Here is a 24054-nt window from a genome sequence, read left to right as displayed (position 1 = left end):
GCGTATCGACTGGGTACCGCACGATTTTCGCGCGCGTCGAAAAACGCTATGCGCTGGCCCCGGTACGCCACCGCATGGCCTGGACGGTTATGCCGACCTACGACGACTACGAGACCGCTCGCGAAGAGTTCTCGTGGGACCTCCCCGAGGAGTACAACCCCGCCGTCGACTTCCTCCGGAAACACGAGGACACGAGTCGGACGGCATTGCGGTACGAGGATCCCGAGGACGGCCTCGAGATGTACTCGTTCGACGACCTCGACGAGCGGTCGGATCGCCTCGCCGCCGCGCTGGCCGACCTCGGAGTCGAGGCCGGCGACCGGGTGGGCGTCGTGGTCCCGCAGAAACCCCAGAACCCGCTCACGCATCTGGCGAACTGGAAACTCGGCGCGGTCTCGGTGCCGCTGACTGTCCTCTTCGGTCGCGACGCCCTGCAGTATCGCCTCGCGGACAGCGAGGCGAAAGCGGTCGTCGTCGATCCGAGCGTCCGCGAGACCGTCGACGAGATCTGCGCGGAGTGTCCCGAACTCGAGCACGTGATCGAACTCGGCGACGGCGACTCGGTCGGTGGAGAGGCCCACGCCTTCGACGACCTCGTCGCGGCCCGCGAGCCCGGAATCGAGGTCTACGACGCCACCCCCGAGACGCCGACGGCGATCATGTACACCAGCGGCTCGACGGGGCCGCCGAAGGGGGTCCGCCACAGCCACGCGCTCTGGCTCGGACGGGCCGCCGCGGCGTACAACTACTTCGATCAGGGGCTGGCCGAGGGCGAGGCGACGCTGTGGACTCCGGCGGACTGGGCCTGGGGCGCGGCGCTGGGCGGAACGCTGTTCGCGGCGTGGCACCACGGCTGTCCGGTCGTCGGCTGGCCCCGCGACGGGTTCGACCCCGAGGCGGTCTACGATCTGCTCGAGCGCCACGACGTGACCGCGGCGTTCATGCCGCCGACCGCGCTCCGGATGCTGACGGGCGTCGACGATCCCGAAGGGCAGTACGACCTTTCCCTCGAGACGTTCGCCTCGGCCGGCGAGCCGCTCACGTCGGAGGTCGTCGACTGGGTCGAGGCGACGTTCGCGGACGTCGCGATCAACGAGTTCTACGGCCAGACCGAACTCAATCTCGTCGTCGGCAACTCGGCGACCTGGTTCGACACGCGGCCGGGCAGCATGGGAAAACCGTTTCCCGGCTACGAGATTGCGGTGTTCGATCCCGACACAGGCGAGCGACTCGAGCGCGGCGAGGTCGGCGAACTCGCGGTGAAGCCGGGCGATCGACGGGTCTTCTTCGACGAGTATCACGGCCTGCCGGAGAAGACGGCGAACAAGCGGACCGAATCGGGGTGGTTCCTGACCGACGACCTCGTCGAGCGCGACGACGACGGCTACGTCTGGTTCGTCTCCCGAGCCGATGACGTCATCCTCACCAGCGGCTACCGCGTCGGACCGATGGAAGTCGAGGACGCGATCCTCACTCACGAGGCCATCGAGCAGGCTGGCGTCGTCGGGGTCCCCGACGACACCCGCGGCGAGGCGATCAAGGCGTTCGTCGAACCGGCCGTCGACGACTACGACGCCGACGAACTCCGCGCGGAGATCCGCGATCTGGTTCGCGATCGACTCGCCGAGTACGAGTACCCCCAGCACGTCACGTTCGTCGAGCGGCTCCCGACAACGACGACCGGCAAGATCCGCCGTCGCTCCTTGCGAGAGCGTGAGGGAATCGACGAGGAGTGAGGACGCGGATGGAGGAGAGGGGGGAGGGAGATCGATTCGCGGCTCAGCGGTCCGAAACGGCGGGATTCGGAGCCGGTTTTATTGTTCACCCATGCGAACGCCTGTCTATGCATCGCGTGTTGCTGCCCGTCGATACCAACGAGAGCCGTGCACTGGCACAAGCCGACTACGTCAAATCGCTGCCCAACGCCGCCGAGGCGGTCGAGGCCTACATCCTGTTCGTCTTCACCGAGGACAGCGACGACCTCCCGCAGGAGTTCGAGAAGTTCAAGTCCGCCTCGCGAATCGGCTCCGTCCGCCGCGCACAGGAATCCCTCGAGGAGGCCGGCGTCGACGTGACGATCCTCGAGGACAGTGGCGATACCGAAGACGACATTCTCGAGGAGGCCGAGGCCTACGACGTCGATTCGATCGTCCTCGGCGGCCGGAAGCGCTCGCCCGTAGGCAAGGCGCTCTTCGGGAGTACGACACAGGGCGTCATTCTCCGCTCCGACCGCCCGGTGGTCGTCACCGGCGGCGGCGACGCGTAAGTCTCGCTCGAGCGGTCCGATTCGCTCGACGTCGAGGCGAGCGGCGGCCGGCGCGCCGACGAGCGTGGGAACCCCAAATAAATCCGCATGTTCCCGCCTGCAGCCATCTTATCCGGGACGATACCGAGTATTCGATATGGAGATTCGGGAACCGGAGCCGGACGAGGCCGAGCGGATTCGGGAAGTCGTAGACAGCTCGATGACGACCTCGTTCAGGCTCAGTCCGGGACAGATCGACGGGATGACCGACGATCAGTTCGGCGACGACGCCGTCGCTGACAAGATCGACGACGAGAGCACACTGCTCCACATCGTCGAGGCCGGCGAGGGGATAGAGGGTACGGCCATCGCCGGGTTCGTCGAAGGCCGACTCGAGGACGAGTGGGGCGAGGTGAACTGGCTCTTCGTCGACCCGGAACACCGAGGGAAGGGGATCGGGACGGAGCTCTACGAGACCGCGAGCGAGACGCTCCGCGATCGGGGAGCCGACCACGTCTGCGTCACCGTCCTCGAGGCGAACACCGAGGGCCACCAGTTCGTCGAACAGTTCGGCCTCGAGCACAACGGGGACCGGCGCATCGAGGTCGCCGGTGAGTCCCTCGTGAAGTACGTGTACGCCGATTCGGACGTTGACGTGACTCTCCCGACGGAGTCGCGGGCCGAGGGCGAGGACGCGGAGGACGAGGAGTTCCCCGAAGCGGAGACGACCGACGGCCACCTGACGGTGACCGACGACGGCGAGACAGCGTACATCGCTCGCGACGAGGAGGAGTCGGGGACCGCGGCGTCGTTTTTCGTCACCTACGAGGACGAAGAGCATTCCGAACAGTACGGGTTCTACTGTGCGAACTGTGGTTCGCTCGACGTCTCGATGGCAGAGATGGATCGCCTCGAGTGCAGCGATTGTGGGAACGAGCACGCGGAACGCTCAGAGGAATCGTACGACGATTCGTACCTCTAGCCGCTCACTGCAGGGTCCCGAAATCGCGTCGGCGCTCTCGAGTCGCTCCCTCGAGTGGACCGATCAGCGACTATTTCGCGAAGATGCTGTCGGCCGTCGCCGCGCCGACGACGCTGAACACGGATCCCACGCTCACGGCCTTGAACGTGACCAGCACCCGCTCGCAAGCGATCGCGGTGGTCTCGAGAAACGGACCGGGGGTGCGAACGAGTCGAACGGGCTCGCAGGCGGCCCTAGCGTCCCCGAGGAAGGTGTCCGGCGCGTCCAGTAAGAGCGCGAGCACGGTCACTGCGCCGAACGAGACGATCATCAGCGAAATAAACCGGAGCGGGATCCCGGCGACCTCCTGTTCGTCGTCCGGGTCGCGAGTCGTATCGGCCGTGTACAACGCTCCGTAGCCGATCCCGAACACCACGATCACGGTCCCGATCGCCTGATAGAGATTCATACTCCCCGCGAGCACCCAGACCTCCTCAGTGACCACGAACGGACCGGCGAGCAGGAACCCGCCGACGATCTGCTGGGCGGAGTCCGCGAGCCGGAAATCGCGCGGCCGGCGCGGTCGGCGAAGTTTCATAGGGAGAGATTACAGCGGAACGGGAAAACGATCCCGTTCGACCGATCGAGAGCGCGGTAGCAGACCCAGTACGACCGGGATCTTCCCGCCGGCAATCGGGTATTACGCCGGTGTTCTCGAGTCAGCGGTTGTCCTCGAGTCGGTGGCGGCCCTCGACTAGGCGAGTCTAGATGCGATCAGCGGCCGGCCCGACGCGGTGTCATCAGATTCTTCAGCGGGAGTGGCGAGGATGACGGTAATGGGTGATGGATCCGGCGAGCGAGGGATGACTGCGACGGTGCCGTCACGGCAGGTCCTGGGACTGTTCGCGGCCGTCGTCGTGCTCGTCGCCGGAACGGTACGTCCCCCGCCGGCGGCGCTGACCGTCGAGGGCCAACGCACGCTGGCCGTCTTCCTGTCGGCGCTCGCATTGTGGCTGACGCGGCCCGTTCCGTACGTCGTCTCGAGCGTTCTCAGCGTCACGTTGCTGTTCGCGCTGGGGATCGTCGACTCGTTCAGTGCGGCGACGACGGGCTTTACGTCGACGCTCGTGTTCTTTCTGCTCTGCCTCCTGTTGCTGGGCGACGCGACGGCGAGCGTCGGACTCGATCGGCGGCTGGCGCGACGGCTGCTGACTGCGGACAGCACGCCGCGCCGGGCGCTGCGCTCGGTCGCCGGTAGCGTCCTCGCGCTGGCGCTGGTGATGCCCTCCGCGATGGCCCGTGCGATCACGTTCATTCCGATCGTGAAGCGACTCGCGGGCGCGTTCGGATCGGACGACGGGTTCGAGAGCGCAGCGTTTCTCGTCCTCGGCCACGTCAACCCCATCGCGTCGATGGCGCTCATGACCGGCGGCGGGATGGCGCTGGTCACCTCCGAGATCGTCGCGACGTCGGTGCGGCCGATCACGTGGGTCGACTGGGCCGTGTTGATGGTGCCGCCGACGATCCTCCTGTACGCGCTGGCGGCCGTCGCCGCGGGGCTCTTCGCGCGGGTCGGTGGGGAAGCGACGGTCGGCGCGAACGGTGCGCCCCGGCCGAACGCGAACGACGACGGAATCAGGACGCGAGCTGACGGCGACGGAATCGAGGTGCGAGCGGACGGCGACGAGAGCCAGCCGGACCCGGACGGCGGGACGGCCGCGCTGACGCGCGACCAGCGTCTCGTAGGACTCGTCCTCTTCGGCGCCGTCGCGAGCTGGATCGGCGGCTCGTTCGTCGGGCTTCCGACGGTGGTCCCGGCGGTCGCGGCGGTCACGGTGCTCTCGCTCCCGTCCGTCGGCGTTATCACGGCCGAAGATATCGCGAACGTGAGCTGGGGTGTCATCTTCCTGATCGGCGCGATGCTGTCGATACTAGACGCGATGAACGCGACGGGAGCGATTACGGCCGTTATCGACGCGCTGACGCGGTTGATCCCGTTCGCGGCGCTTGCAGACTGGCAGATCGTCGCCGTGTTGATCGCCATCGCCGTCGGCATCCGGACCCTGTTTTCGACCGGCTCGGCGGCGATCGTCGTCGCGCTCCCGATCGTCCTCGAGTTCGGGGGCGTCTTCGGTATCGATCGGCTGCCGCTCGCGCTGACCGTCTTACTGGTCGTCGGCTCGACGACGATCCTGCCGTTCAACACGACTGCAGTGCTGGTCTCGATGGATCGCGGGCCGCTGTCACACCGCGACGTCGCCGCGTTCGGCCTCGTGACGATGGGGCTCTCGATCGTCGTCGCCGCGCTCGCGTGGCTCCTCTACTGGCCGCTGGTGAGCTGACAGCGGGCGACCGCGACAAGCGTGAGCTATATATGAGCGGGCCGGGCTCTACCCTGTACGGAGGGTCGCCAATTCTACGTGTCGAGTTCACGACTGTGCCGACTGGCGTGATGGCGAAGCTCCAGCGGGCGCTGGACGACGTCCGGAGCATCGAACTCGACAACGCGTTCTACGTCGAGGACGGGACGTGGCTCGAGTCGCTAACCGTCACCTCGAACGCTGGCTTCGATCCCGAGACGGTTCTCGAGGGGATTTCCGGCGCGTCGCTGTTCTACAGCAGCGAAATCCCGACCGCGTCCGACGATCTCGAGATCCGTCGGCTCACTCTCTTGGCGAACGAGTCCTACCCGTTCATCCTGAGCCTCGTGTTGCGCCAGGAGGCAATTCCGAACCGGATCGTCCTCCAGAACGGTGTCTTCGAAGTCGTGACGACCGCGCGCGACTGGGACCAATTCCGCTCGATGGCCGACGAGATCCAGGAGACGCTGGGCGAATTCGAGCTGCTGTCGGTCACTCAGGATGAGGAGCCCGGCGAGCCACTGGACAGCGGCCGACTGACGGAGGTCATCGTCTCGAAACTCACCGACGACCAGCTGGCGGTCCTCGAGACGGCCTACACCCGCGGCTACTTCGACGTGCCCCGGGACGCGTCGGAGACGGACCTCGCGGACGAACTGGACGTCACCCAGTCGACGGTCAACGAGCGACTCCGGACCGCCGAGCGGACCCTGCTCGAACTCATCTACGGGCCTCGCGATTGAGCCCGAACCGAATCCGCTCTCGAGCGCGACCGGAGAGTCGGATTTTTCCACCCCGACTTAAAGTTCGATAGATATCGCTCGCCATGGGGAGTAAATCGAACCTAGCGAGCCCGTAACGTGGGAGTGGATGACGCCAAGAGAAAATAATGACAGTTCGGTCGGCGGGGCGCACGACCGGCTCACACGACGCGGCTACATTGCCACGGCCGCCGCGGCGCTCGGGACGAGCGCGCTCGCCGGCTGTAGCGCCAGCCGCGGCGAGAGCCTCGAGCCCGACGTGCCCGATGGAGTCCCGGAGACCGTCGAGACGCAGTACTGGCGGGAGTGGGAGACCGTCGACGCCGACTCGCCGCCACTCGAGTACAGTGCGACGGCCGGATCGGTGCTCGATCGGTTGCCGGTCGAGTTCTCGAGCGAGGACGACCCGTGGATGCGCGAGCACGCGCTGATGGTCCAGCGGGGGCTCGCCGATCTGGGGATCGACGTCAGGCTCAACGATCGACCGCTGAACCAGCTCTACGCGCAGAGCTGGACGGCGAACGGACTCGAGGCGGTCATTTCGATGAGCACGCACGGGCCCGACCCGCAGCGAGGGCTCGATCCGAACCCGCTGTTGATGCGGCGGACCGAGGGGTCGCTCTCGAACTACGACAATTACTATCACCCGGAACTGCAGGAGATCCTCACCGAGCAGGCGCGGACGACCGAGCGGGCCGACCGCGAGGAACTCGTCGACCGGGCTCAGGAGATATTCGCCGAGGACGTCGGGGCGCTGATCACGCTGTTCCCGAACATCATCACGGCCGTGAACACGGCGCGGTGGAGCGGCTACGTGGAGACGCCGGGCAACGGCCCGACGATGGACTCGTTCGTCTGGACCGAGGTCAACCTCCAGCCCGAGACGGACAACCGGACCTACGTCAAGGGCGTCTCGACGTCGATGAACTCGCTGAACCTGCCGTGGGCCGCCGGCGGCGCGGAAGCGAATCGGCTCACGTTCGTCTACGACGGCCTCTTCGACGCGACGCCCGACCTCGAGGTCGCGCCCGCGCTGGCGACCGGCGGCGGCTTCGTCGACGACACGACCGTCGAACTCTCTCTACGCGAGGGCGTCGAGTGGCACGACGGCGAACCGTTCACCGCCGAGGACGTGAAGTTCACCGTCGACCTGTACCAGGAATACGCCTCTACGAGTCAGGTACCGTTCTACGAACCGATCGAGTCCGTTGAAATCCTCGGCGACCACGAGGTGCGGTTCGACCTGACGAATCCCGACGCGTCGTTCATGACCCAGCGGGTCGTCCGGAGCGTCATCCTCCCGAAACACCGATGGGAGGGCGTCGACAACCCGTCCCAGCACAACCCGGACGCGCCCGTCGGCACCGGCCCCTTCCAGTTCGAGAACTGGGAACAGGGGACCCGGTTCGAGGTCTCGCGTAACGAGGGCCACTGGATGTTCGACGACGACTGGCGGGCCGAGGCCCTCGGCGAGCAGGTGGAACGGGGCCCCGGCGTCGACAGCGTCATCTGGATCAACGTGAGCAACGTCGACGCGCTGATCGGCTCGCTCCAGAGCGGCGATATCGACGCTATCGGGACGAACCTCTCGGACCTGCAGGCCGACCGCGCGGCTGACACCGACGGGATCGAGAAGATGTCCGCCGGGAGCTACGCCCCGCTGGACGCGAAGCTCATGTTCTCCTGTCCGCTGATCCGGGACAAGGAGTTCCGCGTCGCGCTGGCGAAAGCGGTCGACTCGCAGGGGTTCGTCGAGGACTTCCTGCAGGGCCAGGCGACTGTGCCGGCCGGCGAGAACCCCATCTCGTCGCTCACCCCGTGGCACAACCCCGAGACGACCGAGTACGGCTACGACATCGAGGAAGCGCGAACCGTCCTCGAGCGGGCGGGCTACACCTGGGACGGCGACGGCAACCTGCGATTCCCCAACGGCGAGGCCTGGGGGGCGTTCGTCGAGCGTATCCAGCCCGAGAACACCAACGAGCGCCGCTCGGATCTCGACCAGCCGGATTTCTCATGAACGGACTGACTCCAATGCACCACACGACGGCCGCTCTCCCGCGAATTCCGCGGGCACGGATCCGACCCGAGGCGAACCGAACCCCTGACCGTGCCGCTCGCATCGAGCGCACGTCGCTCGACCGCCGCGCGGCAGCGAGCGCGGCGACGCGGTCAGCGAACGACGCTGCGAGCAGTCGGGAGGGGAATCGATGAGCAAATTCCAGCGGTTCCTGCTCAAGCGACTCGCGATCTCCGTCCTGCTGACGCTGGTCGCGGTCTCGGTCATCTTCGTCGTCCTGCGGCTCCTGCCGGGGAGCCCCTTCGAGGCGCTCGTGACCTCGGGGAACCTCAATCAGGAGCAGATCGACGAGATCCGGGCGATGTACGGGCTCGATCAATCGATCTGGGTCCAGTACGTCAACTACCTCGGGAGTCTACTGACCTTCCAGTTCGGCTACTCCATCCTGCGGAGCCAGCCGGTCTGGGACGTCCTCGAGCCGCGGCTGATCAACTCGCTGATCCTGCTGGTTCCCGCGCTGGTGACCACGGCGATCCTGAGTTCGGTGCTCGGCATGTACGCCGGCTGGAACCGGGGGAGCCGCCTCGAGAAGTTCAGCATCGTCTCGACGACGCTGCTGCGCTCGACGCCCGTCTTCATCACGGCGATCTTCTTCATCATCGTCTTCGCGTACAACCTGGAGATCGTCCCCGCGCTCGGGATGCGCTCGATCCGGGCGACGCCGGACGGCTATGTCGAGACGTTCGCCTCGCTCGACTTCCTCCATCACTACCTCTTGCCCTTCACCGTCGCGGTCCTCTACTACAGCGGCGACTTCCTCTTGCTGGCCCGCAACGGCGTCGTCGAGAAGCGCGGCTCGGAGTTCCTCAAGCTCCACCGGGCGAAGGGGCTCACCGAGATGCAGCAACTGGCCCGCGCGGGCCGGAACTCGATGCTGCCCATTCTGACGTACTTCACGCTCCGGCTCGGGATGATCTTCCAGGGCCTGATCCTGCTCGAGGTGGTCTTCAGCTGGCCCGGTATCGGCCGCGAACTCGTGTTGGCCATCCAGCAGCAGGACTACCCGCTGGTTCAGGCCGCCGTCTTCATCATGGCGCTGGCGGTCATCATCGCGAACCTCGCTGCGGACGTCCTCTACGCGTACTTCGATCCGACGGTGTCGACCAACGGAGGTGGCTCCGCATGAGTACCGAAACGAAACCCAAAGCAGAGTTGTACAGGCGCGTCGACGCGCTGTGGACGACCGTCCGCGACCAGTTCGCGTTCCTGCGGCGGGACCCGCTGGCCTTCGCCGGCATGCTCGTCGTCGCGGCGTTCGTCTTCCTCGGGCTGTTCGGGCCGTTCCTGGCCCCCCACGATCCGATCGAACACACCGTCCGCGGCGACACCGGCTCCGTGCTCCGGCTCTCGACTCCGAGCGCGGACGCCTACTTCGGAACGACGGCCTACGGGAAGGACGTGCTGAGCCAGTTCCTCGCCGGCGCGCGGCCGACGCTCATCGTCGGTCTCTTCGGCGGGCTGGGAACGGGCGCGCTCGGCTTCGCCGTCGGCGTCGTCAGCGGCTACTACGGCGGCTGGGTCGACGAACTCCTGATGCGGCTGACCGACCTGACGTTCTCGCTGCCGTTCATGCCCATGGCGCTGCTGTTGCTGACGTTCATGACGCCGAACATCTGGCTGATCACGGCCATCATCGCCGGCTTCCTCTGGAAGATGCCGGCGCGAGTCGTCCGCTCGGAGGTGCTGTCGGTCCGCGAGCGAACGTTCGTCAAGTCGGCTCGAGCCAGCGGCGCGAGCGACCTGCGGACGATGCTGTACCACGTCGCGCCGAACGTGTTGCCGATCGGCTTCCTTTACACCGCCTACGGCGTCGCCTGGGCGATCGCGGCGCAGGCGAGTCTCGCCTTCCTCGGCTTCGGCGACCCGACGATGACCAGCTGGGGTCGGATGCTCCGGCAGGTGTTCGCGTCGGGGAGCATGCGCGTCGCGTGGTGGTGGGTGCTCCCGCCCGCGATCGGTATCGCCGCGATAACCACCTCGGTGTTCCTCATCGGACGGGCCTACGAGGAAGTCATCAACCCCGAAATCCAGACCGACCAATGACGCTACTCAACGTCGAAAACCTCGAAGTCACGTACGCGACCGACGACGAATCAGTCCACGCCGTCAACGACGTCTCGTTCAGTATCGACGAGGGCGTCAACTACGGCCTCGCCGGCGAGTCCGGCTCCGGGAAGTCCACGGTCGCGGAGGCGCTGCTGGGACTGCTCCCGGGGAACGGTACCGTCGAGGGCGGGACGATCGAGTTCAACGGGACCGATCTCACGTCGCTCTCGGAGGCCGAACGCCGGGACGTCCTCTGGGAGGACATCGCCTACATCCCCCAGAGCGCGATGGACTCGCTCGATCCCGTGATGTCGACTGGTGACCAGATCGCACAGGCCATCCATACCCACCGCAACGTCACGGACTCGAAGGCGCGCGACCGCGTCCGCGAACTGTTCGAAATCGTCGGGCTCGATCCGGATCGGATCGACGACTACCCCCACGAGTTCTCCGGCGGGATGCGCCAGCGGGTCACCATCGCGATGGCGCTAGCCCTCGAGCCCGACCTCATCATCGCCGACGAGCCGACGACCGGGCTGGACGTCATCGTTCAGGACAAGATCATCGACAAGATCCTCGAAATTCAAGAGCGGATGGACAGCTCGCTGCTGCTCATCACTCACGAGATCGGCGTCATCGCCGAGACCTGCGACGAGCTGTCGATCCTCTACGGCGGGAAGGTGATGGAGCAGGGCAGCGTCGACAACGTGCTCGTCAACCCGACGAACCCCTACACGATGGGGCTGAAGAACTCCTTCCCGGAGATCGGCGAGAGCGAGGACCCCGTCGCGATCCCCGGTTCGCCGCCGAATCTCAACGGGGAGCCGACGGCCTGCGTCTTCGAGGACCGGTGTCCGTTCGCCACCGAGGAGTGCGGGGAGTCCCATCCGGACCTGGTCGATCTCCCGAACCGCAACCACCAGTCGGCCTGCCACCGCGTCAAGGAGGCGGCCCAGATGCGACGGGACGCCGACGAACCGGCGACGTGGGACATCCCCGACGACGGCGACGCCGACTCCGACCGCGGTGAGGTCATTCTCGAGACCGACGATCTGGAAAAACACTACGAGCAGAGCCAGTCGCTGGTGAGCAAGTTCCGCGGCGAGGATCCCGATCGCGTGAAGGCGGTCGACGGCGTCTCGCTGTCCGTCCGTCGCTCGGAGGTGCTCGGCGTCGCCGGGGAGTCCGGCTGCGGGAAGTCGACGCTCGGTGAGACCATGGCCCTCCTCGAGGACCCGACCGGCGGCGAGCTGACGTTCGACGGGGAGCCCTACGAGTACTATCAGAACGACAACCTCCAGGAGTTCCGACGGAAGGTCCAGATCATCTTTCAGGACCCCTTCGACTCGCTGAACCCGCGCCAGACCGTCCGCAAGCTCGTCGGCGAGCCGCTGACGATTCACGACTACCGCACCGACGAGAAAGAGCGGGCGATCGTCGAGACGCTCGAGAAGGTGGGGCTGACCCCCGCCGAGACGTTCCTCGACAAGTATCCCCACGAGCTCTCCGGCGGGCAGCGCCAGCGCGTGGCGGTCGCCAAGGCGCTCGTGTTGGATCCGGACTTCCTCATCTGCGACGAGCCGGCGTCGATGCTCGACGTCTCGCTGAAGGTCAACCTGCTGAACCTGCTGCGGGGACTGGCCGACGCCGAGGACATCGGGATCGTCTACATCTCCCACGACCTCGCGAGTCTGACGCAGGTCTCCGACCGGCTGGCCATCATGTATCTCGGCCGGATCATCGAGGAGGGTGACGTTGATCGGATCGCGACGCGGCCGAAACACCCCTACACGTCGTCGCTGCTCTCGGCCGCGCCGGAGAAGGATCCGACGGTCGATCGGAGCCGCGTCCTGCTCGAGGGAGAGCCGCCGGACCCGGTCGATCTCCCCTCGGGCTGTGCGTTCGCCCCGCGCTGTCCGAAGGCCGAGGAATCGTGCTGGGAGGCCGAACCGGCCATCGACGAGACCGGCGACGAGCGCCACCGGGCGGCGTGTTACTTCCCGGAGAGCGAGGGCGAGACGTCCGCCTCGGACGCGTCGGCCGCGGACGACGAGTTCCCGGCCTCGGCGAACACCGACTCAGTGGGTGACTGACGCCCATGTCCGGCCTCGAGACGACCCTGACGGGAGCAGTCGTCGCCGCTGAGAGTGCGGCGGCCGTTCCGGGAGCGCTCGTCGGCGTCGAGAGCCTGACGGTCGCGCAGGGAGCCGTCGGCCTCGATCTCCCGACGAACCTCGTGGCCGCCGTCGGCGTCGGGACGCTGCTGGTGTTGCTGGTCCTCTCGGGGTTTTTCTCCTCGGCGGAGATTGCGATGTTCTCGCTGGCCCGGCACCGCATCGAGGCGCTCGTCGAGGAAGGACGGCCCGGTGCCGAGACGGTGCAGGCGCTGCAATCGGATCCGCATCGGCTGCTGGTGACGATTCTCGTCGGCAACAACCTCGTCAACATCGCGATGTCGTCGATCGCGACCGGCCTGTTCGCGATGTACGTCGGGCAGGGACAGGCGATGGCGGCGGCGACGTTCGGCGTGACCGCCGTCGTCCTGCTGTTCGGCGAGAGCGCCCCGAAATCGTACGCTATCGAGAATACGGAGTCGTGGGCCCTCTCGGTCGCCTGGCCGCTGCGGCTCTCGAAGTACGCACTGTATCCGCTCGTGGTCACGTTCGATCGGCTGACCCGCATCGTCAACGGGATGACCGGCGGCGGAACGACCGTCGAGTCCTCGTACGTGAGCCGCGACGAGATCCGCGAACTGATCCGGACCGGCGAGAGCGAGGGGATCATCGAGGCCGACGAGCGCGAGATGCTCCAGCGCGTGTTCCGCTTCAAGGACACCATCGCGAAGGAGGTGATGACGCCGCGGCTGGACGTGACCGCCGTCCCCCGAACGGCGACCGTCGACGACGCCGTCGCGAAGTGCGTCGAGAGCGGTCACGCCCGTCTGCCAGTGTACGAGGGCAGTCTCGACACCGTCGTCGGCGTGGTCGCGCTCGGCGATCTCGTCCGCGACTATCGGGCTGGCGACCCGGTCGACGACGCCTCGCTCGAGGCCCACATCGAGGAGACGTTGCACGTCCCGGAGAGCAAGCAGGTCGACGACTTGTTCCGCGAGATGCGCCGCGAGCGGGTCGGACAGGTCGTCGTCATCGACGAGTTCGGGACGACCGAGGGGATCGTCACGACCGAGGACATCGTCGAGGCGATCGTCGGCGAGATCCTCGACGCCCAGGAGGCGGAACCGATCGAGACCGTCGACGAACGGACGATCCGGGTCGACGGCGAGGTGAACATCGAGGACGTCACCGACGCCATCGGCGTCGAGTTCCCCGAAGGCGAGGAGTTCGAGACGATCGCCGGCTTCGTCTTCAACCGCGCCGGGCGGCTGGTCGAACCCGGCGAGACGTTTGCGTACGACGGCGTCGAACTGACCGTCGAACGCGTCGACGACACGCGCATCAAGCGCGTCCGCATCGCCGAGCCCGCCCCCTCGACGGCCGACGAGTCCGGCGTCACCGCCTCGAGTTAGGGACCCGTTCCGTGACTACCCCGCGTCCGACGTGACCGTCACGACCGGCCGATCGGCCTCGAGCAGGACGGACTGGGTCGTGCTGCCGAACAGGGCCTTCCCCGTCGGGGATCGCTTCCGGCCGCCGATGACGATGTATCGTGCGTCGATCGCGGCCGCGGCCGCCCCGACTTCGGGCAGGAGGTGGACGAACACGTACGCGACCGAGACGCCGCCGGCGAAAGACAGCCACCGACTCCGTGGAATCGGGCCACTGAATCCCAGCCGGCCGGCGAAGAGGTGGACCAGTGCGAGCGCGAGCGCGAACGCGGGAGTGAGCACCGCGTCGGAGAGCGGCGGACCGCTCGAGAGCATCGACGGGGACGAGCCATCCCCGAGAACGGAGCCCTGTGGCCGGCGGTTTCAGTCGTCGGCGCCGTGGGGCCGGTCGCTTCCGGTCGACATCGCGTCACCGATCGTGCCCGCGGTCCGCCGGACGAGCCGTCCGAACGCCTGCCGGCGGCTGACGAATAGCGCCGTCCCGAGGACCAGATAAATCGCGCTGTAGACGAGCAGGAGGTCGGTACTCGAGACCGGGAGCACGACGAACTCGCGGATGATGGCGAACTCGAGGAGGACCTGCGAGAGGAAGAGGACGAGCAGCGTGAGGGCTTCTCTGACGGAGATCTCGAACCTGATCAGGAGGGCGATGGCGAAAAAGGACTGGGCGGCGGTCAGCCAGATTTCCGCCGACTGCTTGAAGTCGAACGCGAGCACGCCGTACTCGCCTAACGCGATGGAGTAGACGACGACGAGCGTCCCGATGAGTAGCGTCCACTGGTTGAGCTTCGACGAGATCAGGGCGTTAAAGCCCGCGGTCGAGCGGGCCTTGTTCACCAGATAGACGACGACGATGAGCTCCGGCGCTTCGGAGGCCAGCGGCGCGATCCACTGGATCATGAAGAACGAGGGAATGCCGACGCTTTCGCCGAGGTGCTCGAGCCCGTGGGCGAAGGGTTCGACGGCGGTGAAGATCATCGCGCCGGAGTAGGCGAAGAGCGCGAGGACGGTCGCGATACGGAGCGGTTTCGAAAAGCTCTGGAGGTACGCCGGCACGCCGACGTGGTCCATGTCCGGTTCGACCTCGCCCCGGAGGATCACCGCGATGTAACAGACGTAGAGCCCGACCAGAAACAGCATGTCGAAGATATCGATCCCGCCGTTGAGCGGGACGAGGAACGCCCACAGTGTCGCGAGCAGGAGGAAGACGATCTCGAGGCCGATCTCCCGGTCGAGGACGACGACGTCCGAGAGGAAGCCGGGGCGGCGTTCGACGGCGGGGTCGGCTGACGATCCTCGGCGGAAGATCGTAAAGAGGGCGACGCCGGCCCAGCCGATGCCGATGAGGATTCGGTTCGCGCCGGTCATGTTGGCGACGGCCAGGTTGCCGGCTTCGATCCCGCGTTCGGTGCCCGCAAACACGCCCGCGTTCCAGGCGTAGAGCGCGTCGACGGCGTACTCGGGCGCGACGGCCAACACGGCGAGCACCGCGATCGCGAACGCCTGGGGAACGTCCTTCTCGGCGGTCTCGGCGGCCCACGCGAGCAGGAACGCGGCTCCGAGGACGGCGAGGCCGGTCAGGATCACCGTCCAAAACGTCGTCAGCGTCCGGAACGCGGCCGGTGCCTGATACTCGAGTCCCGCGGCCGCCGTGAGCCAGGGGAGGATACCGGTCGCTCCCTCGATGGCGACCCAGGGGAGCGTCAGTGCGACTGCGGCCGCTATCGCGCCGAGTGCTCGTCGTCTCATGGAAATCGTCTAGGAACGCGTACTGATCGAACGATCATACGTGATGCGGTGCGATGCCGATACTGCCTGCTACTGCTGTGGCGTTCGCTCCTCGAACGGCTGCACGACGACGAACCCCTCCGAACCCGTGAACTCGAGTTGGTAGGTCTCGTCGGAGGACTGGCCGATCATGTCCGAGATCGCTCTGTCCACGTGACTGCCGGGCGTCGTGTCGCTCCAGGCGACGGTCGCGCTGGGGTCGGTTCTGACGGGCGCTCACAGGACCAACGGCTCGCCGTGGGTCGTGATCGCGACGCTGCCGGCACCGACCAAGGAGACGTTCGTCAACCCGCCGGCCGAGAACCCGGCGATGCTCTCGATCGTCCGGATCTCGTAGTCGACGCTCGACTCGAACGCCAGGACGTCGTTCCCGTTGACCGAGATTTCCTGACCGGCGTCGAGATCCAGGATCTGGATCTTCTTCTCCTGATCGGCGAGGTAGAGGTGACCGGTTCCGGTCGCCTTCATGACCGGGGCCCCTCACTCGTGGCTTTCTCCTTGAGGAAGCCGGTGATTCCGCCTTCGGCGGAGGATTTTCCCTCGAAGGAGATGTCGCCGTCGTAGGCGATCATCGAACCGGCCTTCGCGATCACGGAGCCGTCGAGGGCTACGTCTAACAGCTTGCCGTTTTCGAGTTGGAACGTTTCACCGCCGTCTTTCGGTTCGTTCGTACTGACGAATTCGTCGACGTTCATTGGACACCGAGCCGTGATCCGGCTCTACCGGCCTCCTTCGAATCGATCCGCAAAATAGTTACCTATATTTCATGTTCGGTGGGAGAGAGCACGGTCGGCCGCCGATTTCGATCAGTCCCGAACGAAATCGGCCGCCCGCTCGGCGATCGTCGTCGTCGGTGCGTCCGTGTTGCCGCTGGTGATCGTCGGCATCACCGAGGCGTCGACGACGCGCAATCCGTCGACGCCCCGGACCCGAAGCCGGTCGTCGACGACGGCCAGTTCGTCGTCGCCCATCTTGCACGTGCCGACGGGATGGTAGAGCGTCTCGGCGGTCTCGCGGATGTACTCGATCAGTTCCGCGTCGCTCCGGACGTCCGATCCCGGCAGGACCTCTTCGCCGCGGTACTCGTCGAACGGCGCGGCCTGCAAGATCCGTCGGACCAGTTTAACTCCCTCGAGCAGCACCTCGAGGTCGTCGCCCTCGGTCAGGTACTGGGGGTCGATGGCCGGGTCGTCGAAGGGGTCGGCCGACTCGAGCGTGATCCGGCCGCGGCTGTCGGGGCGCAGTCGGAGTGCACCGAGCGAGAACCCGTGGCCGTCGGGGTTCTCGAACCCGTGCTCGACGAAGTACGACGGTCCGAAGTGAAACTGAATTTCGGGGCGATCGGCGTCCTCGGTGACGGTCGCGAAGCCGCCGGCCTCCGCGACGTTCGACGTCAGCGGTCCCCGCTTCAGGGCGAAGAATGTGAGGAGGTTCCGGATCGAATCCGCGTCGGCGAGGCTGATCGGTTTCTCGCACTCGTAGTTGACGCCGACCTGGAGGTGATCCTGCAGGTTTCGGCCGACACCGGGGAGGTCGGCGACGACCTCGATGTCGTGGTCCGCGAGGTAATCGGCCGGGCCGACGCCGGAGAGCATGAGCAACTGCGGGGAGTTGATCGCGCCGGCGGAGAGGAGGACCTCTTCGGCCGCATCGACCGTCGCGGGGCTCCCGTCGCCGTCATCGCGCGCGTATTCCACGCCGACGGCCCGTTCCCCGTCGAATCGGACCCGCGTCACCCGCGCGCCGGTCACTGCAGTCAGATTCGGACGGTCGAGTACCGGCTTGAGATAGGCGTCGGCGGCGCTGTGGCGACGGCCGTCCTCCTGGGTCACCTGGTAGAAGCCGACCCCCGCTTGATCACCGGCGTTGAAGTCCTCGTTGTGCGGTAACCCGACCGCCCGCCCGGCCGCCACGAACGCCTCGCTGAGGTCGTTCGGCGACCGGAGGTCGGCCACGTTCCGCGGCCCGCCGATTCCGTGGTGCTCCGAGGGGCCGCGCTCGTTGTGTTCGGCCCGCTTGAAGTACGGCAACACGTCCTCGTACCCCCATCCCTCGTTGCCCAGCTCGGCCCAACGATCGTAGTCCTCGGGCTGGCCGCGTACGTAGATCATCGCGTTAATCGAACTCGAGCCGCCGAGCGTCTTCCCGCGCGGCCAGTACAGTTCCCGATCGTGGAGTGCCGACTGGGGCTCGGTGTGGTAGTTCCAGTCGACTCCCGTCCGGAACAGCTCCGAGAACGCCGCTGGAATCCCGATTTCGCGCTCCTCGTCGGGGGTCCCCGCCTCGAGCAACAGGACCTCGGTGTCGTCGTCGGCCGACAATCGGTTCGCGAGCACACAGCCCGCCGGCCCCGCGCCGACGATGACGTAGTCGTACGACCGCCCGTCCCTAGTCATTGTCTACCACAGTATCCGACGGAACTATCATAAAAGTTTCAATATATTGCACGGGACCGGTGAACACCGAAATGTATTCGTCAGTACCGATAGGTACGGAAACTAATGACTGTCTTTCCGCACGGCAACACTCCGCACGCCGCGGTGATACCTGTCGGCGATCCGTCGCCGGCGGCGTGTGAGCGAGTCGCCGAAACGTTACGCGAGACGTTCGAGATGGAGGTTCCGATCCGAGAGCCGATCGAGGAGCCCTCGCGAACGGAGTCGGACGACCACAGAGCGACGCGGGTCCTGGAGCACCTCGGGGACGAAACTCCGGCCGTCGACCTCGCCGTCGGCGTCACCGAGAGCAGGATCAGGATGAGTCGCGATCAGACCGCGGTGTTCGGCGTCGCGGGCGAGTTCGAGACGGTCGGGGTCGTCTCGACGGCTCGACTGCTCGAGGGCGCCGAGCCAACCGAGCGCGAGCGCGAGCGGTTGGCCACAGAGACTCGGTCGGTCGCCGGAACCATGCTCGGGCTGCGAACGCATCTGCACGAAGGCGGCGACGGCCAGCCGTGCGCCGTTGCGCCGGGAACGACCCGCCGTCAGCTGGACGCGGCACCGGCGACCTACTGCGAGGACTGCCGGAACGCGCTCACGGACGCCTCGACGTTCCCGAAACCGCCGACGCCCGACGACTGGACCGTCCGAACGCGCGCCGAGTCCGACGGATCCGCCGCCGGCGACGGTCGCAGCGGCCGGACATGGGTCGACTATCTCCTGGCACCGATCGGGTTCGTCGTTATCGGAGTGATCGAGTTCGTCGCGCTGCTCGGCCCCGTCGTCGATCGGCTCCCGCGTCCCGGCAGCGGGTCCGCTCGAGACCTGCCGGAATCGGCACACACGATCTATCGGACCGTCAAATTCTGGGCGAACGTCGTCCTCTATCTCGCGAGTGTCTTCTGCTGGCTGCTCCTCACCGTGTCCGTCCACGACCGGTTTTTCGGCCCCGAGTTCTCCGACCCCGCCGCTGTCGGGATCGTACTGGTGAGCGTCGTCCTCGGCGTGTTCACGGCCTGGATGGTCAAAGGGATCGTCGGGGGGATCTACGACGGCCTCCGGGTCGTCGCCGATGAAGAGTGGTCGTAGTTCAGGCGCCGAGCAGAAGCTGGGCGATCCCGGTCAGCCAGAGGAACCCCGCGAGGCCGACGACGCCCTCGAGTGCGCCCAGCGAGACGCTCTTTACCAGTACTCGCCGCCGCTCCGCGAGCAGCGTCTCGGGCGATTTATCGGAGATGACGCCCCCGCCGTCCTCCTGTGCCGTCACGAGCACGGCCTTCCCGTCGGCCGCGGCGTCGTCGTCCGGCACCGCCCGTCCGTAGACGAACACCTCGTCGCCGGGCGCGAGGTACTCGTAGGCGTACGTTCGGTCGCGCTCGAGCCCCTGATCGGGCAGGTCGTTCGCCTCGGCGAACGACGCGAGGTTCTCCTCGAGGACCTCGTGACTGGCGACCTCCCTCGACCACCGGCGGTCCGCGGAGAGATCCAGCCGCAGGTCCGACGCGTCGACGCGGATGCGGGCCACGTCGGTCGCGTCGTCGGCCGCCCCCTCGAGGACGAACGGCGGCGCGATCCGCTCGTCGACGTGGGCCATCTCGAGTTTGTTGGTGTCCTCGACGGTCACGTCGTAGCAGACGGCTCGCTCCCGGCCGCCGAACGGAACCCGCTCGGCTCCCCCGTCGGGTCGGGCCGTCCCCACGAGCGCCGTCTCGCCGAACGCGACCGACTCGAGCGACGAGCGGGGTCGATCGACGATCGCGACCCGTTCCTCGTAGCGCTCGAAGCCCGAGCGAACGGTCCCGATTCCGACGACGACGAGCGCGCCCGAGCCGAGGACCAGCGCCGCGTAGATGACGATCGCGAGGATCACGTCTCCATCGTCGCGCCGACGTCGAGGCGGTCACCGACGTCGACGCCCTCGCGGGCGCTGCGGGACGCGACGAACGGTTCCCGGCGGGTGAACCCCTGACGCCCGGCGAAGACCGACTCCGGAAACGTGTTCAGCAACGCGTTGTACGCGGCGACGGCCTCGTTGTACTGCTCGCGGCGATCCTCGAGGCGCTGCTCGAGGCGCTGGATCGAGTCCGACAGCTCCGCGAACCGGTCGTCCGACGCCAGCTCCGGGTGTTCGTCCGACAGCGCGTAGACTTCTCGGGTCGTCTCTCGGAGCGAGACCGCGACCGCGGCGGCCTCCTCGGGGGACTGGGCCTCGATCGCTCTCTCGCGGGCGTCGACGAGACCCGCGAGTAAGTCCCGCTCGTGGGCGACGTGCTCGTTCGTCAGGTCGATCAGTTGCTCGAGTTCGGACTGTCGGCGTTCCAGCAGGACCTCGATGTCGGCCCAGGTCTTCTCGCAGCGCTCGTGGGCCTCCACGGCCCGGGTCTGTGCGTGGCCGAGATATCGGACGACACTGTACCCGACGACGAGGACTGCGAACCCCAGGAGAACCGTTCCGAAGAGACTCATGGTTTTTCCGATAGTTCGGACACAGTGAGTTATACGTTTTGTTAGGTCTCCGGAGCCGTCGCGAGCGCTCGATCGGTCCCGAAATCGTCGACTCGAGGAGGCGGGGCAGCGCGGTCGCGTCGAGCCACGGCGGCCCCGTCTTGAACGGCCTGAACGTGTAACGCGCGGGTCGAACTGCGGTCGCGAGGGGGTTTCGATAGATGGCTCCCGGTCGTCGGACGTGGATGGTGCTTCTCGTCGCGATCCTCCTGGTCGTCGCGGCCGCGGCGTACGGGCTGTTCGCAGTGGATCGACCGCAGGTCGAATCGGTCGACAACGAGTGGGGGACCGTCACGAGCGAGCGGACCGAAATCGAAACCCGAATCGCCGTCGACGATCCACGACTGCTTCGCGTCGGTGACGCCGCGGCGGACGTCTCCTACACCGTCTCGCTGAACGACGTCGAGGTCGCCACGGAGCGCCAACGGCAGATAGACTCCGGTACGGAGAGCGAGATCGCCGTCTCGACGTGGCTCGACAACGACGACATTCCGGCGTGGTGGGCGAGTCACGTCGAGCGAAACGAGACGACCACAGTGCGAATGGAACCGGAGGTCGTCGTCGAGCACGCCGGTATTCGGCGCTCGGCGGATCGGTGGACGCAGACCCGGACCGTCCGTACGGATCTGCTCGAGCCGTTACGGACGACCGAGAACCAGGCGTTCGAAGCCGGCGGACGGACGTTGTTCGTCGTCAACGAGACGGACGCAGAGTGGGGGAACGCCACCCCGAACCGAACGCCGATCGACGCCTCGGCGACGGTCACGAACCCGACGGCGATACCGATCCCGATCGCGGAGATCCGATACACCGTCCAGTTGAACGGCATCGTCGTCGGGGACGGCGTCGCCGGCGAGCAGCTCCTCCTCGAACCGGAGCGCACGCAGACGATCGAGGCGAACGCGACGATCGACACCGATACGCTCGACGAGTGGTGGGTGACGCACCTCCGAAACGACGAGACGTCGAACCTGTCGGTCGAGTTCGACGCGACGCTCGAATTCGCCGGAGCCGAGCGGGAGGTCCCGCTGGAGTTCCTCTCCTACGAGCGGCCGGTCCGGACGGACATGCTCGGATCGTCGGACACCGAGGCGGCCGGGTCGGCGGACGCCGATACGGCCGCCTCGTCGGACCAAGGATCGGACCGGACTCGAAATCAGCCCTCGACCGCGAATCAGTCCTGAGACCGCTGTTGGGTCGAGCTTTTTCAAACTGCTCCCCGAACGTCTCAGATATGACCGACTTCCGCGGGGCGTGGACCGAAGCCGACGTCGAGGCCTTCCTGCAGGAGACGACCGTACCGATTCGGATCGCCACTCAGCGGCCGGACGGCTCGCTGTGGCTCGTCACGCTGTGGTTTCGCTATCGGGACGGCGCACTCGAGTGTGCGACGCAGGCGAGCGCGGACGTGGTGCGATTCCTCCGGAACGATCCGGAGATCGCGTTCGATATCTCGACGAACGACATCCCCTACCGCGGGATCAGGGGGACCGGCACCGTCGAAATCGAACCCGACGGCAGGCCAGTCCTGCGGGACCTCGTCGAGCGCTACCTCGGCGACGCGGACTCCTCGCTCGCCGAGTGGTTGCTCGACGAGGACCGCGAGGAGGTCGGGATCCGGATCGAGCCCCGAGAGATCTACAGTTGGGACTACAGCGAGCGGATGGGCGAGGGTACGAGCGACCGCACAGCGTAGGGGGACGGCTCGAGCCGTCGGACGGGCGATCGGTGTCCGCAATGATCGGCCGCGCGAGTCGGCCGAGAGGGGCGCTGTACGAGGCCATCTCGCATCGATCGGAACCCGTGTGCGCGACGATTTCGTCACCTCGAAGATCGTCCTTCGGGAAGCGGCGTACGGCGATGCGCCCGCATCGTTCGTACGCGATCTCGGCGTCCCCGTCAAAGAGTGGGACGGCCGCGGCGACGTGTCCGTCCGCCGGTCGTGCGTACTCACGCCGTACCTCGCACACGACGAGACGTACGCAGCGTACTGGATGAGGCGTACGCGGCGTACTGGAGGACGTCCCGCGAGGCGACGCGCGATCAACTCGAGGAAGTCGATGCGAAACGCCACTGTTAACCGTCGATGCCTGCTGTGCTCACCGTCAGTGCCCGCTTCGATCGGTCGCCGCTGTGGCTACGCTCTCGTACTCGACGACGGGTACGAGCGACCGGCTCAGTGAGCGACGAACGGCCGCTCTGGACGGCACCATCGGAATTCGTCTCGTGGCAGGAAAATCGAAGCGGTCGAGCGCGGTTCACCGACACCGTCGCCCTCACTCGAGGTCGAATCGGTCGCCAGCGACGGCACTCGCCTCGGAGTCGGTGCTGGCCCACTCGCCAACCCCGATTTCGATGTGACGGATCGCCTCTTCGAATCGGTACGCGGTCTCGTCGTCGTCGACGTCGTCGGCGATCCGCTCGAGTTCGGTCACGATCCGTGCGAGTTCGGCCACGGTTTCCGGCGGGTCGTTCATTACTCGTTCCGTGACATCGCCACCGTGGTTAAACTGTGCGCCGCATATGCACGGCCGGAAAGATCGACCCGGCCAGCCGGGAGACGGATACGAAGGCGACGCTCGCGTCTCGGAGACGACCGGTCAAAAAGCAGACGCCGTTTCGTTCGCCGGTGGGCCGTCGAACGCGCTCACCAGCGAAGCGCCTCGCGAACCAGCACGCCCACTGCGGCACCGATGAGAAAGCCGCGCGCCATGTCCCGTCGCCGTTGCTTTTTGGCCTGTTCGGGGAAGTACTCGTTCGTCGCATCGAGCATCGCCCGTCCGAGCTCTCGTTTCGCAGTCGCCGTCTGCCGTTCCGCCGCTTCTTTCGTCGTCTCCGCGAGCCGTGATTTCGTATCATCCATCATACAGCAGAATACGACGAACGGCAGTAAAAGAGTATGCGAATTGGTAGCAACCAATCTGGTCGGAACGAAGTACTGTTTCCCCGACGTGAGAAGAGCAACGGTGGATACGTTGGCGCGGAGGACAGTCGTCGGTCCCTCTCGATCGACTCCGATCGTCGCAGTCTCGAGGGAGACACCGAGACCACGACCGTTCGCTCTCCGGTGTCTCGAGGAGAGCAGTAACGGTGTGAACGACAGTCGGATCCGCAGAACGAGGACCGGAGACGGCTCCTAACGTGTGAGTACGACTGTCTGTCTCGTCAGCCGGGACTGAACTATATTGTGCTCGCAGTCCTATATCGACCGGGCCGATGAGCACCGAAACGTCCACACGGGGAGACCGAACGGCGTGTGACGAGTGCGGCCTGCCGTATTACGCCGACGAGAACGACGCCTGTCC

General features: G+C 66.4%; 22 protein-coding genes and 1 pseudogene. 14 read left to right on the top strand and 9 right to left on the bottom strand.

The annotated features are described in order from the left end of the window. Nucleotides 1–74: 74 nt before the first annotated feature. From LDH66_RS08950 to LDH66_RS08940, 3 genes are all read left to right on the top strand, one after another. Entirely contained in the window at nt 75–1736 is a 1662-nt protein-coding gene (locus tag LDH66_RS08950) for an acetate--CoA ligase (protein WP_226480708.1), read from the top strand. 107 nt (nt 1737–1843) lie between these two features. After that, a complete protein-coding gene (locus LDH66_RS08945; protein WP_226480707.1) occupies nt 1844–2266 on the top strand; it encodes a universal stress protein in 423 nt (140 codons plus the stop codon). Nucleotides 2267–2402: 136 nt separating this feature from the next. Beyond that, nucleotides 2403–3227 (top strand): GNAT family N-acetyltransferase, encoded by an 825-nt coding sequence (locus tag LDH66_RS08940; RefSeq protein WP_226480706.1) that lies wholly within the window; start codon nt 2403–2405, stop codon nt 3225–3227. A 70-nt stretch (nt 3228–3297) separates the two neighbouring features. Here LDH66_RS08940 and LDH66_RS08935 read toward each other — a convergent pair whose 3' ends face one another. Further along, nucleotides 3298–3804 carry a DUF2391 family protein gene (locus tag LDH66_RS08935; RefSeq protein WP_226480705.1) on the bottom strand — a complete coding sequence of 169 codons (507 nt, stop codon included), beginning with the start codon at nt 3802–3804 and terminating at the stop codon, nt 3298–3300. Nucleotides 3805–4042: 238 nt separating this feature from the next. Here LDH66_RS08935 and LDH66_RS08930 point away from each other — a divergent pair, with 238 nt between their 5' ends. From LDH66_RS08930 to LDH66_RS08900, 7 genes are all read left to right on the top strand, one after another. Beyond that, nucleotides 4043–5548 (top strand): SLC13 family permease, encoded by a 1506-nt coding sequence (locus tag LDH66_RS08930; RefSeq protein WP_226480704.1) that lies wholly within the window; start codon nt 4043–4045, stop codon nt 5546–5548. A gap of 110 nt (nt 5549–5658) precedes the next feature. Beyond that, nucleotides 5659–6309, top strand: a complete 651-nt coding sequence (locus tag LDH66_RS08925; protein ID WP_319004352.1) for a helix-turn-helix domain-containing protein — start codon at nt 5659–5661, stop codon at nt 6307–6309. Between the two features lie 196 nt (nt 6310–6505). After that, nucleotides 6506–8347 (top strand): ABC transporter substrate-binding protein, encoded by a 1842-nt coding sequence (locus tag LDH66_RS08920; protein ID WP_425492910.1) that lies wholly within the window; start codon nt 6506–6508, stop codon nt 8345–8347. Nucleotides 8348–8537: 190 nt separating this feature from the next. Next, on the top strand, nt 8538–9533 hold the full coding sequence (locus LDH66_RS08915; RefSeq protein ID WP_226480701.1) for an ABC transporter permease: 996 nt from the start codon (nt 8538–8540) through the stop codon (nt 9531–9533). After that, nucleotides 9530–10450 (top strand): ABC transporter permease, encoded by a 921-nt coding sequence (locus LDH66_RS08910; RefSeq protein ID WP_226480700.1) that lies wholly within the window; start codon nt 9530–9532, stop codon nt 10448–10450. The genes LDH66_RS08915 and LDH66_RS08910 overlap by 4 nt, the downstream gene beginning before the upstream one ends. Next, nucleotides 10447–12546, top strand: coding sequence for a dipeptide ABC transporter ATP-binding protein (locus LDH66_RS08905; protein ID WP_226480699.1), 2100 nt, complete (start codon nt 10447–10449; stop codon nt 12544–12546). The genes LDH66_RS08910 and LDH66_RS08905 overlap by 4 nt, the downstream gene beginning before the upstream one ends. A gap of 5 nt (nt 12547–12551) precedes the next feature. Then, nucleotides 12552–13979: a hemolysin family protein gene (locus LDH66_RS08900; RefSeq protein ID WP_226480698.1), complete on the top strand. Its 1428-nt coding sequence runs from the start codon at nt 12552–12554 to the stop codon at nt 13977–13979. A 15-nt stretch (nt 13980–13994) separates the two neighbouring features. On the opposite strand, the gene LDH66_RS08895 is transcribed toward LDH66_RS08900, so the two are convergent. The 4 genes and pseudogenes from LDH66_RS08895 to LDH66_RS08880 all read right to left on the bottom strand — a co-directional run bounded on the left by LDH66_RS08895 (nt 13995) and on the right by LDH66_RS08880 (nt 18202). Next, nucleotides 13995–14333: a universal stress protein gene (locus LDH66_RS08895; RefSeq protein WP_226480697.1), complete on the bottom strand. Its 339-nt coding sequence runs from the start codon at nt 14331–14333 to the stop codon at nt 13995–13997. Between the two features lie 48 nt (nt 14334–14381). Further along, complete coding sequence (locus LDH66_RS08890; protein ID WP_226480696.1) at nt 14382–15767, bottom strand: sodium:calcium antiporter; 1386 nt, start codon at nt 15765–15767, stop codon at nt 14382–14384. 69 nt (nt 15768–15836) lie between these two features. Further along, a pseudogene (locus LDH66_RS08885) lies at nt 15837–16501 on the bottom strand (AIM24 family protein). A gap of 111 nt (nt 16502–16612) precedes the next feature. Beyond that, a complete protein-coding gene (locus LDH66_RS08880) occupies nt 16613–18202 on the bottom strand; it encodes a GMC family oxidoreductase (RefSeq protein ID WP_226480695.1) in 1590 nt (529 codons plus the stop codon). Between the two features lie 105 nt (nt 18203–18307). Between LDH66_RS08880 and LDH66_RS08875 the strand changes: the two genes are divergently transcribed. Continuing rightward, complete coding sequence (locus LDH66_RS08875; protein ID WP_226480694.1) at nt 18308–19333, top strand: zinc metalloprotease; 1026 nt, start codon at nt 18308–18310, stop codon at nt 19331–19333. Nucleotide 19334: 1 nt separating this feature from the next. On the opposite strand, the gene LDH66_RS08870 is transcribed toward LDH66_RS08875, so the two are convergent. Both LDH66_RS08870 and LDH66_RS08865 read right to left on the bottom strand, forming a co-directional pair. Next, nucleotides 19335–20114 (bottom strand): hypothetical protein, encoded by a 780-nt coding sequence (locus tag LDH66_RS08870; protein WP_226480693.1) that lies wholly within the window; start codon nt 20112–20114, stop codon nt 19335–19337. Beyond that, the gene (locus tag LDH66_RS08865; RefSeq protein WP_226480692.1) at nt 20111–20710 is read right to left on the bottom strand and encodes a LemA family protein; all 600 of its coding nucleotides are present in this window, start codon (nt 20708–20710) and stop codon (nt 20111–20113) included. The genes LDH66_RS08870 and LDH66_RS08865 overlap by 4 nt, the downstream gene beginning before the upstream one ends. A 200-nt stretch (nt 20711–20910) precedes the next feature. On the opposite strand from LDH66_RS08865, the gene LDH66_RS08860 reads away from it, so the two are divergent. The 3 genes from LDH66_RS08860 (at nt 20911) to LDH66_RS23275 (ending at nt 22932) form a co-directional block, all read left to right on the top strand. After that, nucleotides 20911–21933: an LEA/WHy family protein gene (locus tag LDH66_RS08860; protein WP_226480691.1), complete on the top strand. Its 1023-nt coding sequence runs from the start codon at nt 20911–20913 to the stop codon at nt 21931–21933. Nucleotides 21934–21983: 50 nt separating this feature from the next. Next, nucleotides 21984–22445 carry a pyridoxamine 5'-phosphate oxidase family protein gene (locus tag LDH66_RS08855; protein ID WP_226480690.1) on the top strand — a complete coding sequence of 154 codons (462 nt, stop codon included), beginning with the start codon at nt 21984–21986 and terminating at the stop codon, nt 22443–22445. A gap of 109 nt (nt 22446–22554) precedes the next feature. Further along, nucleotides 22555–22932, top strand: coding sequence for a hypothetical protein (locus tag LDH66_RS23275; protein WP_425492897.1), 378 nt, complete (start codon nt 22555–22557; stop codon nt 22930–22932). Nucleotides 22933–23025: 93 nt separating this feature from the next. On the opposite strand, the gene LDH66_RS08850 is transcribed toward LDH66_RS23275, so the two are convergent. Both LDH66_RS08850 and LDH66_RS08845 read right to left on the bottom strand, forming a co-directional pair. Continuing rightward, nucleotides 23026–23226 (bottom strand): hypothetical protein, encoded by a 201-nt coding sequence (locus tag LDH66_RS08850; protein ID WP_226480689.1) that lies wholly within the window; start codon nt 23224–23226, stop codon nt 23026–23028. A 170-nt stretch (nt 23227–23396) separates the two neighbouring features. Beyond that, on the bottom strand, nt 23397–23615 hold the full coding sequence (locus LDH66_RS08845) for a hypothetical protein (RefSeq protein ID WP_226480688.1): 219 nt from the start codon (nt 23613–23615) through the stop codon (nt 23397–23399). Between the last annotated feature and the right edge of the window lie 439 nt (nt 23616–24054).

Source organism: Natrinema amylolyticum (assembly GCF_020515625.1).
Classification (GTDB): Archaea; Halobacteriota; Halobacteria; order Halobacteriales; family Natrialbaceae; genus Natrinema; species Natrinema amylolyticum.
This window is presented reverse-complemented; position numbering and strand designations above follow the sequence as displayed.

Coding starts and splice junctions, on each gene's coding strand:
- LDH66_RS08935 (WP_226480705.1), bottom strand. CDS start 3,804: ATGAAACTTCGCCGACCGCGCCGGCCGCGCGATTTCCGGCTCGCGGAC.
- LDH66_RS08860 (WP_226480691.1), top strand. CDS start 20,911: ATGGCTCCCGGTCGTCGGACGTGGATGGTGCTTCTCGTCGCGATCCTC.
- LDH66_RS08850 (WP_226480689.1), bottom strand. CDS start 23,226: ATGAACGACCCGCCGGAAACCGTGGCCGAACTCGCACGGATCGTGACC.
- LDH66_RS08875 (WP_226480694.1), top strand. CDS start 18,308: ATGACTGTCTTTCCGCACGGCAACACTCCGCACGCCGCGGTGATACCT.
- LDH66_RS08950 (WP_226480708.1), top strand. CDS start 75: ATGGCCTGGACGGTTATGCCGACCTACGACGACTACGAGACCGCTCGC.
- LDH66_RS08900 (WP_226480698.1), top strand. CDS start 12,552: ATGTCCGGCCTCGAGACGACCCTGACGGGAGCAGTCGTCGCCGCTGAG.
- LDH66_RS08890 (WP_226480696.1), bottom strand. CDS start 15,767: ATGAGACGACGAGCACTCGGCGCGATAGCGGCCGCAGTCGCACTGACG.
- LDH66_RS08905 (WP_226480699.1), top strand. CDS start 10,447: ATGACGCTACTCAACGTCGAAAACCTCGAAGTCACGTACGCGACCGAC.
- LDH66_RS08925 (WP_319004352.1), top strand. CDS start 5,659: ATGGCGAAGCTCCAGCGGGCGCTGGACGACGTCCGGAGCATCGAACTC.
- LDH66_RS08915 (WP_226480701.1), top strand. CDS start 8,538: ATGAGCAAATTCCAGCGGTTCCTGCTCAAGCGACTCGCGATCTCCGTC.
- LDH66_RS08945 (WP_226480707.1), top strand. CDS start 1,844: ATGCATCGCGTGTTGCTGCCCGTCGATACCAACGAGAGCCGTGCACTG.
- LDH66_RS08865 (WP_226480692.1), bottom strand. CDS start 20,710: ATGAGTCTCTTCGGAACGGTTCTCCTGGGGTTCGCAGTCCTCGTCGTC.
- LDH66_RS08910 (WP_226480700.1), top strand. CDS start 9,530: ATGAGTACCGAAACGAAACCCAAAGCAGAGTTGTACAGGCGCGTCGAC.
- LDH66_RS08855 (WP_226480690.1), top strand. CDS start 21,984: ATGACCGACTTCCGCGGGGCGTGGACCGAAGCCGACGTCGAGGCCTTC.
- LDH66_RS08880 (WP_226480695.1), bottom strand. CDS start 18,202: ATGACTAGGGACGGGCGGTCGTACGACTACGTCATCGTCGGCGCGGGG.
- LDH66_RS08895 (WP_226480697.1), bottom strand. CDS start 14,333: ATGCTCTCGAGCGGTCCGCCGCTCTCCGACGCGGTGCTCACTCCCGCG.
- LDH66_RS08845 (WP_226480688.1), bottom strand. CDS start 23,615: ATGATGGATGATACGAAATCACGGCTCGCGGAGACGACGAAAGAAGCG.
- LDH66_RS08940 (WP_226480706.1), top strand. CDS start 2,403: ATGGAGATTCGGGAACCGGAGCCGGACGAGGCCGAGCGGATTCGGGAA.
- LDH66_RS08930 (WP_226480704.1), top strand. CDS start 4,043: ATGGGTGATGGATCCGGCGAGCGAGGGATGACTGCGACGGTGCCGTCA.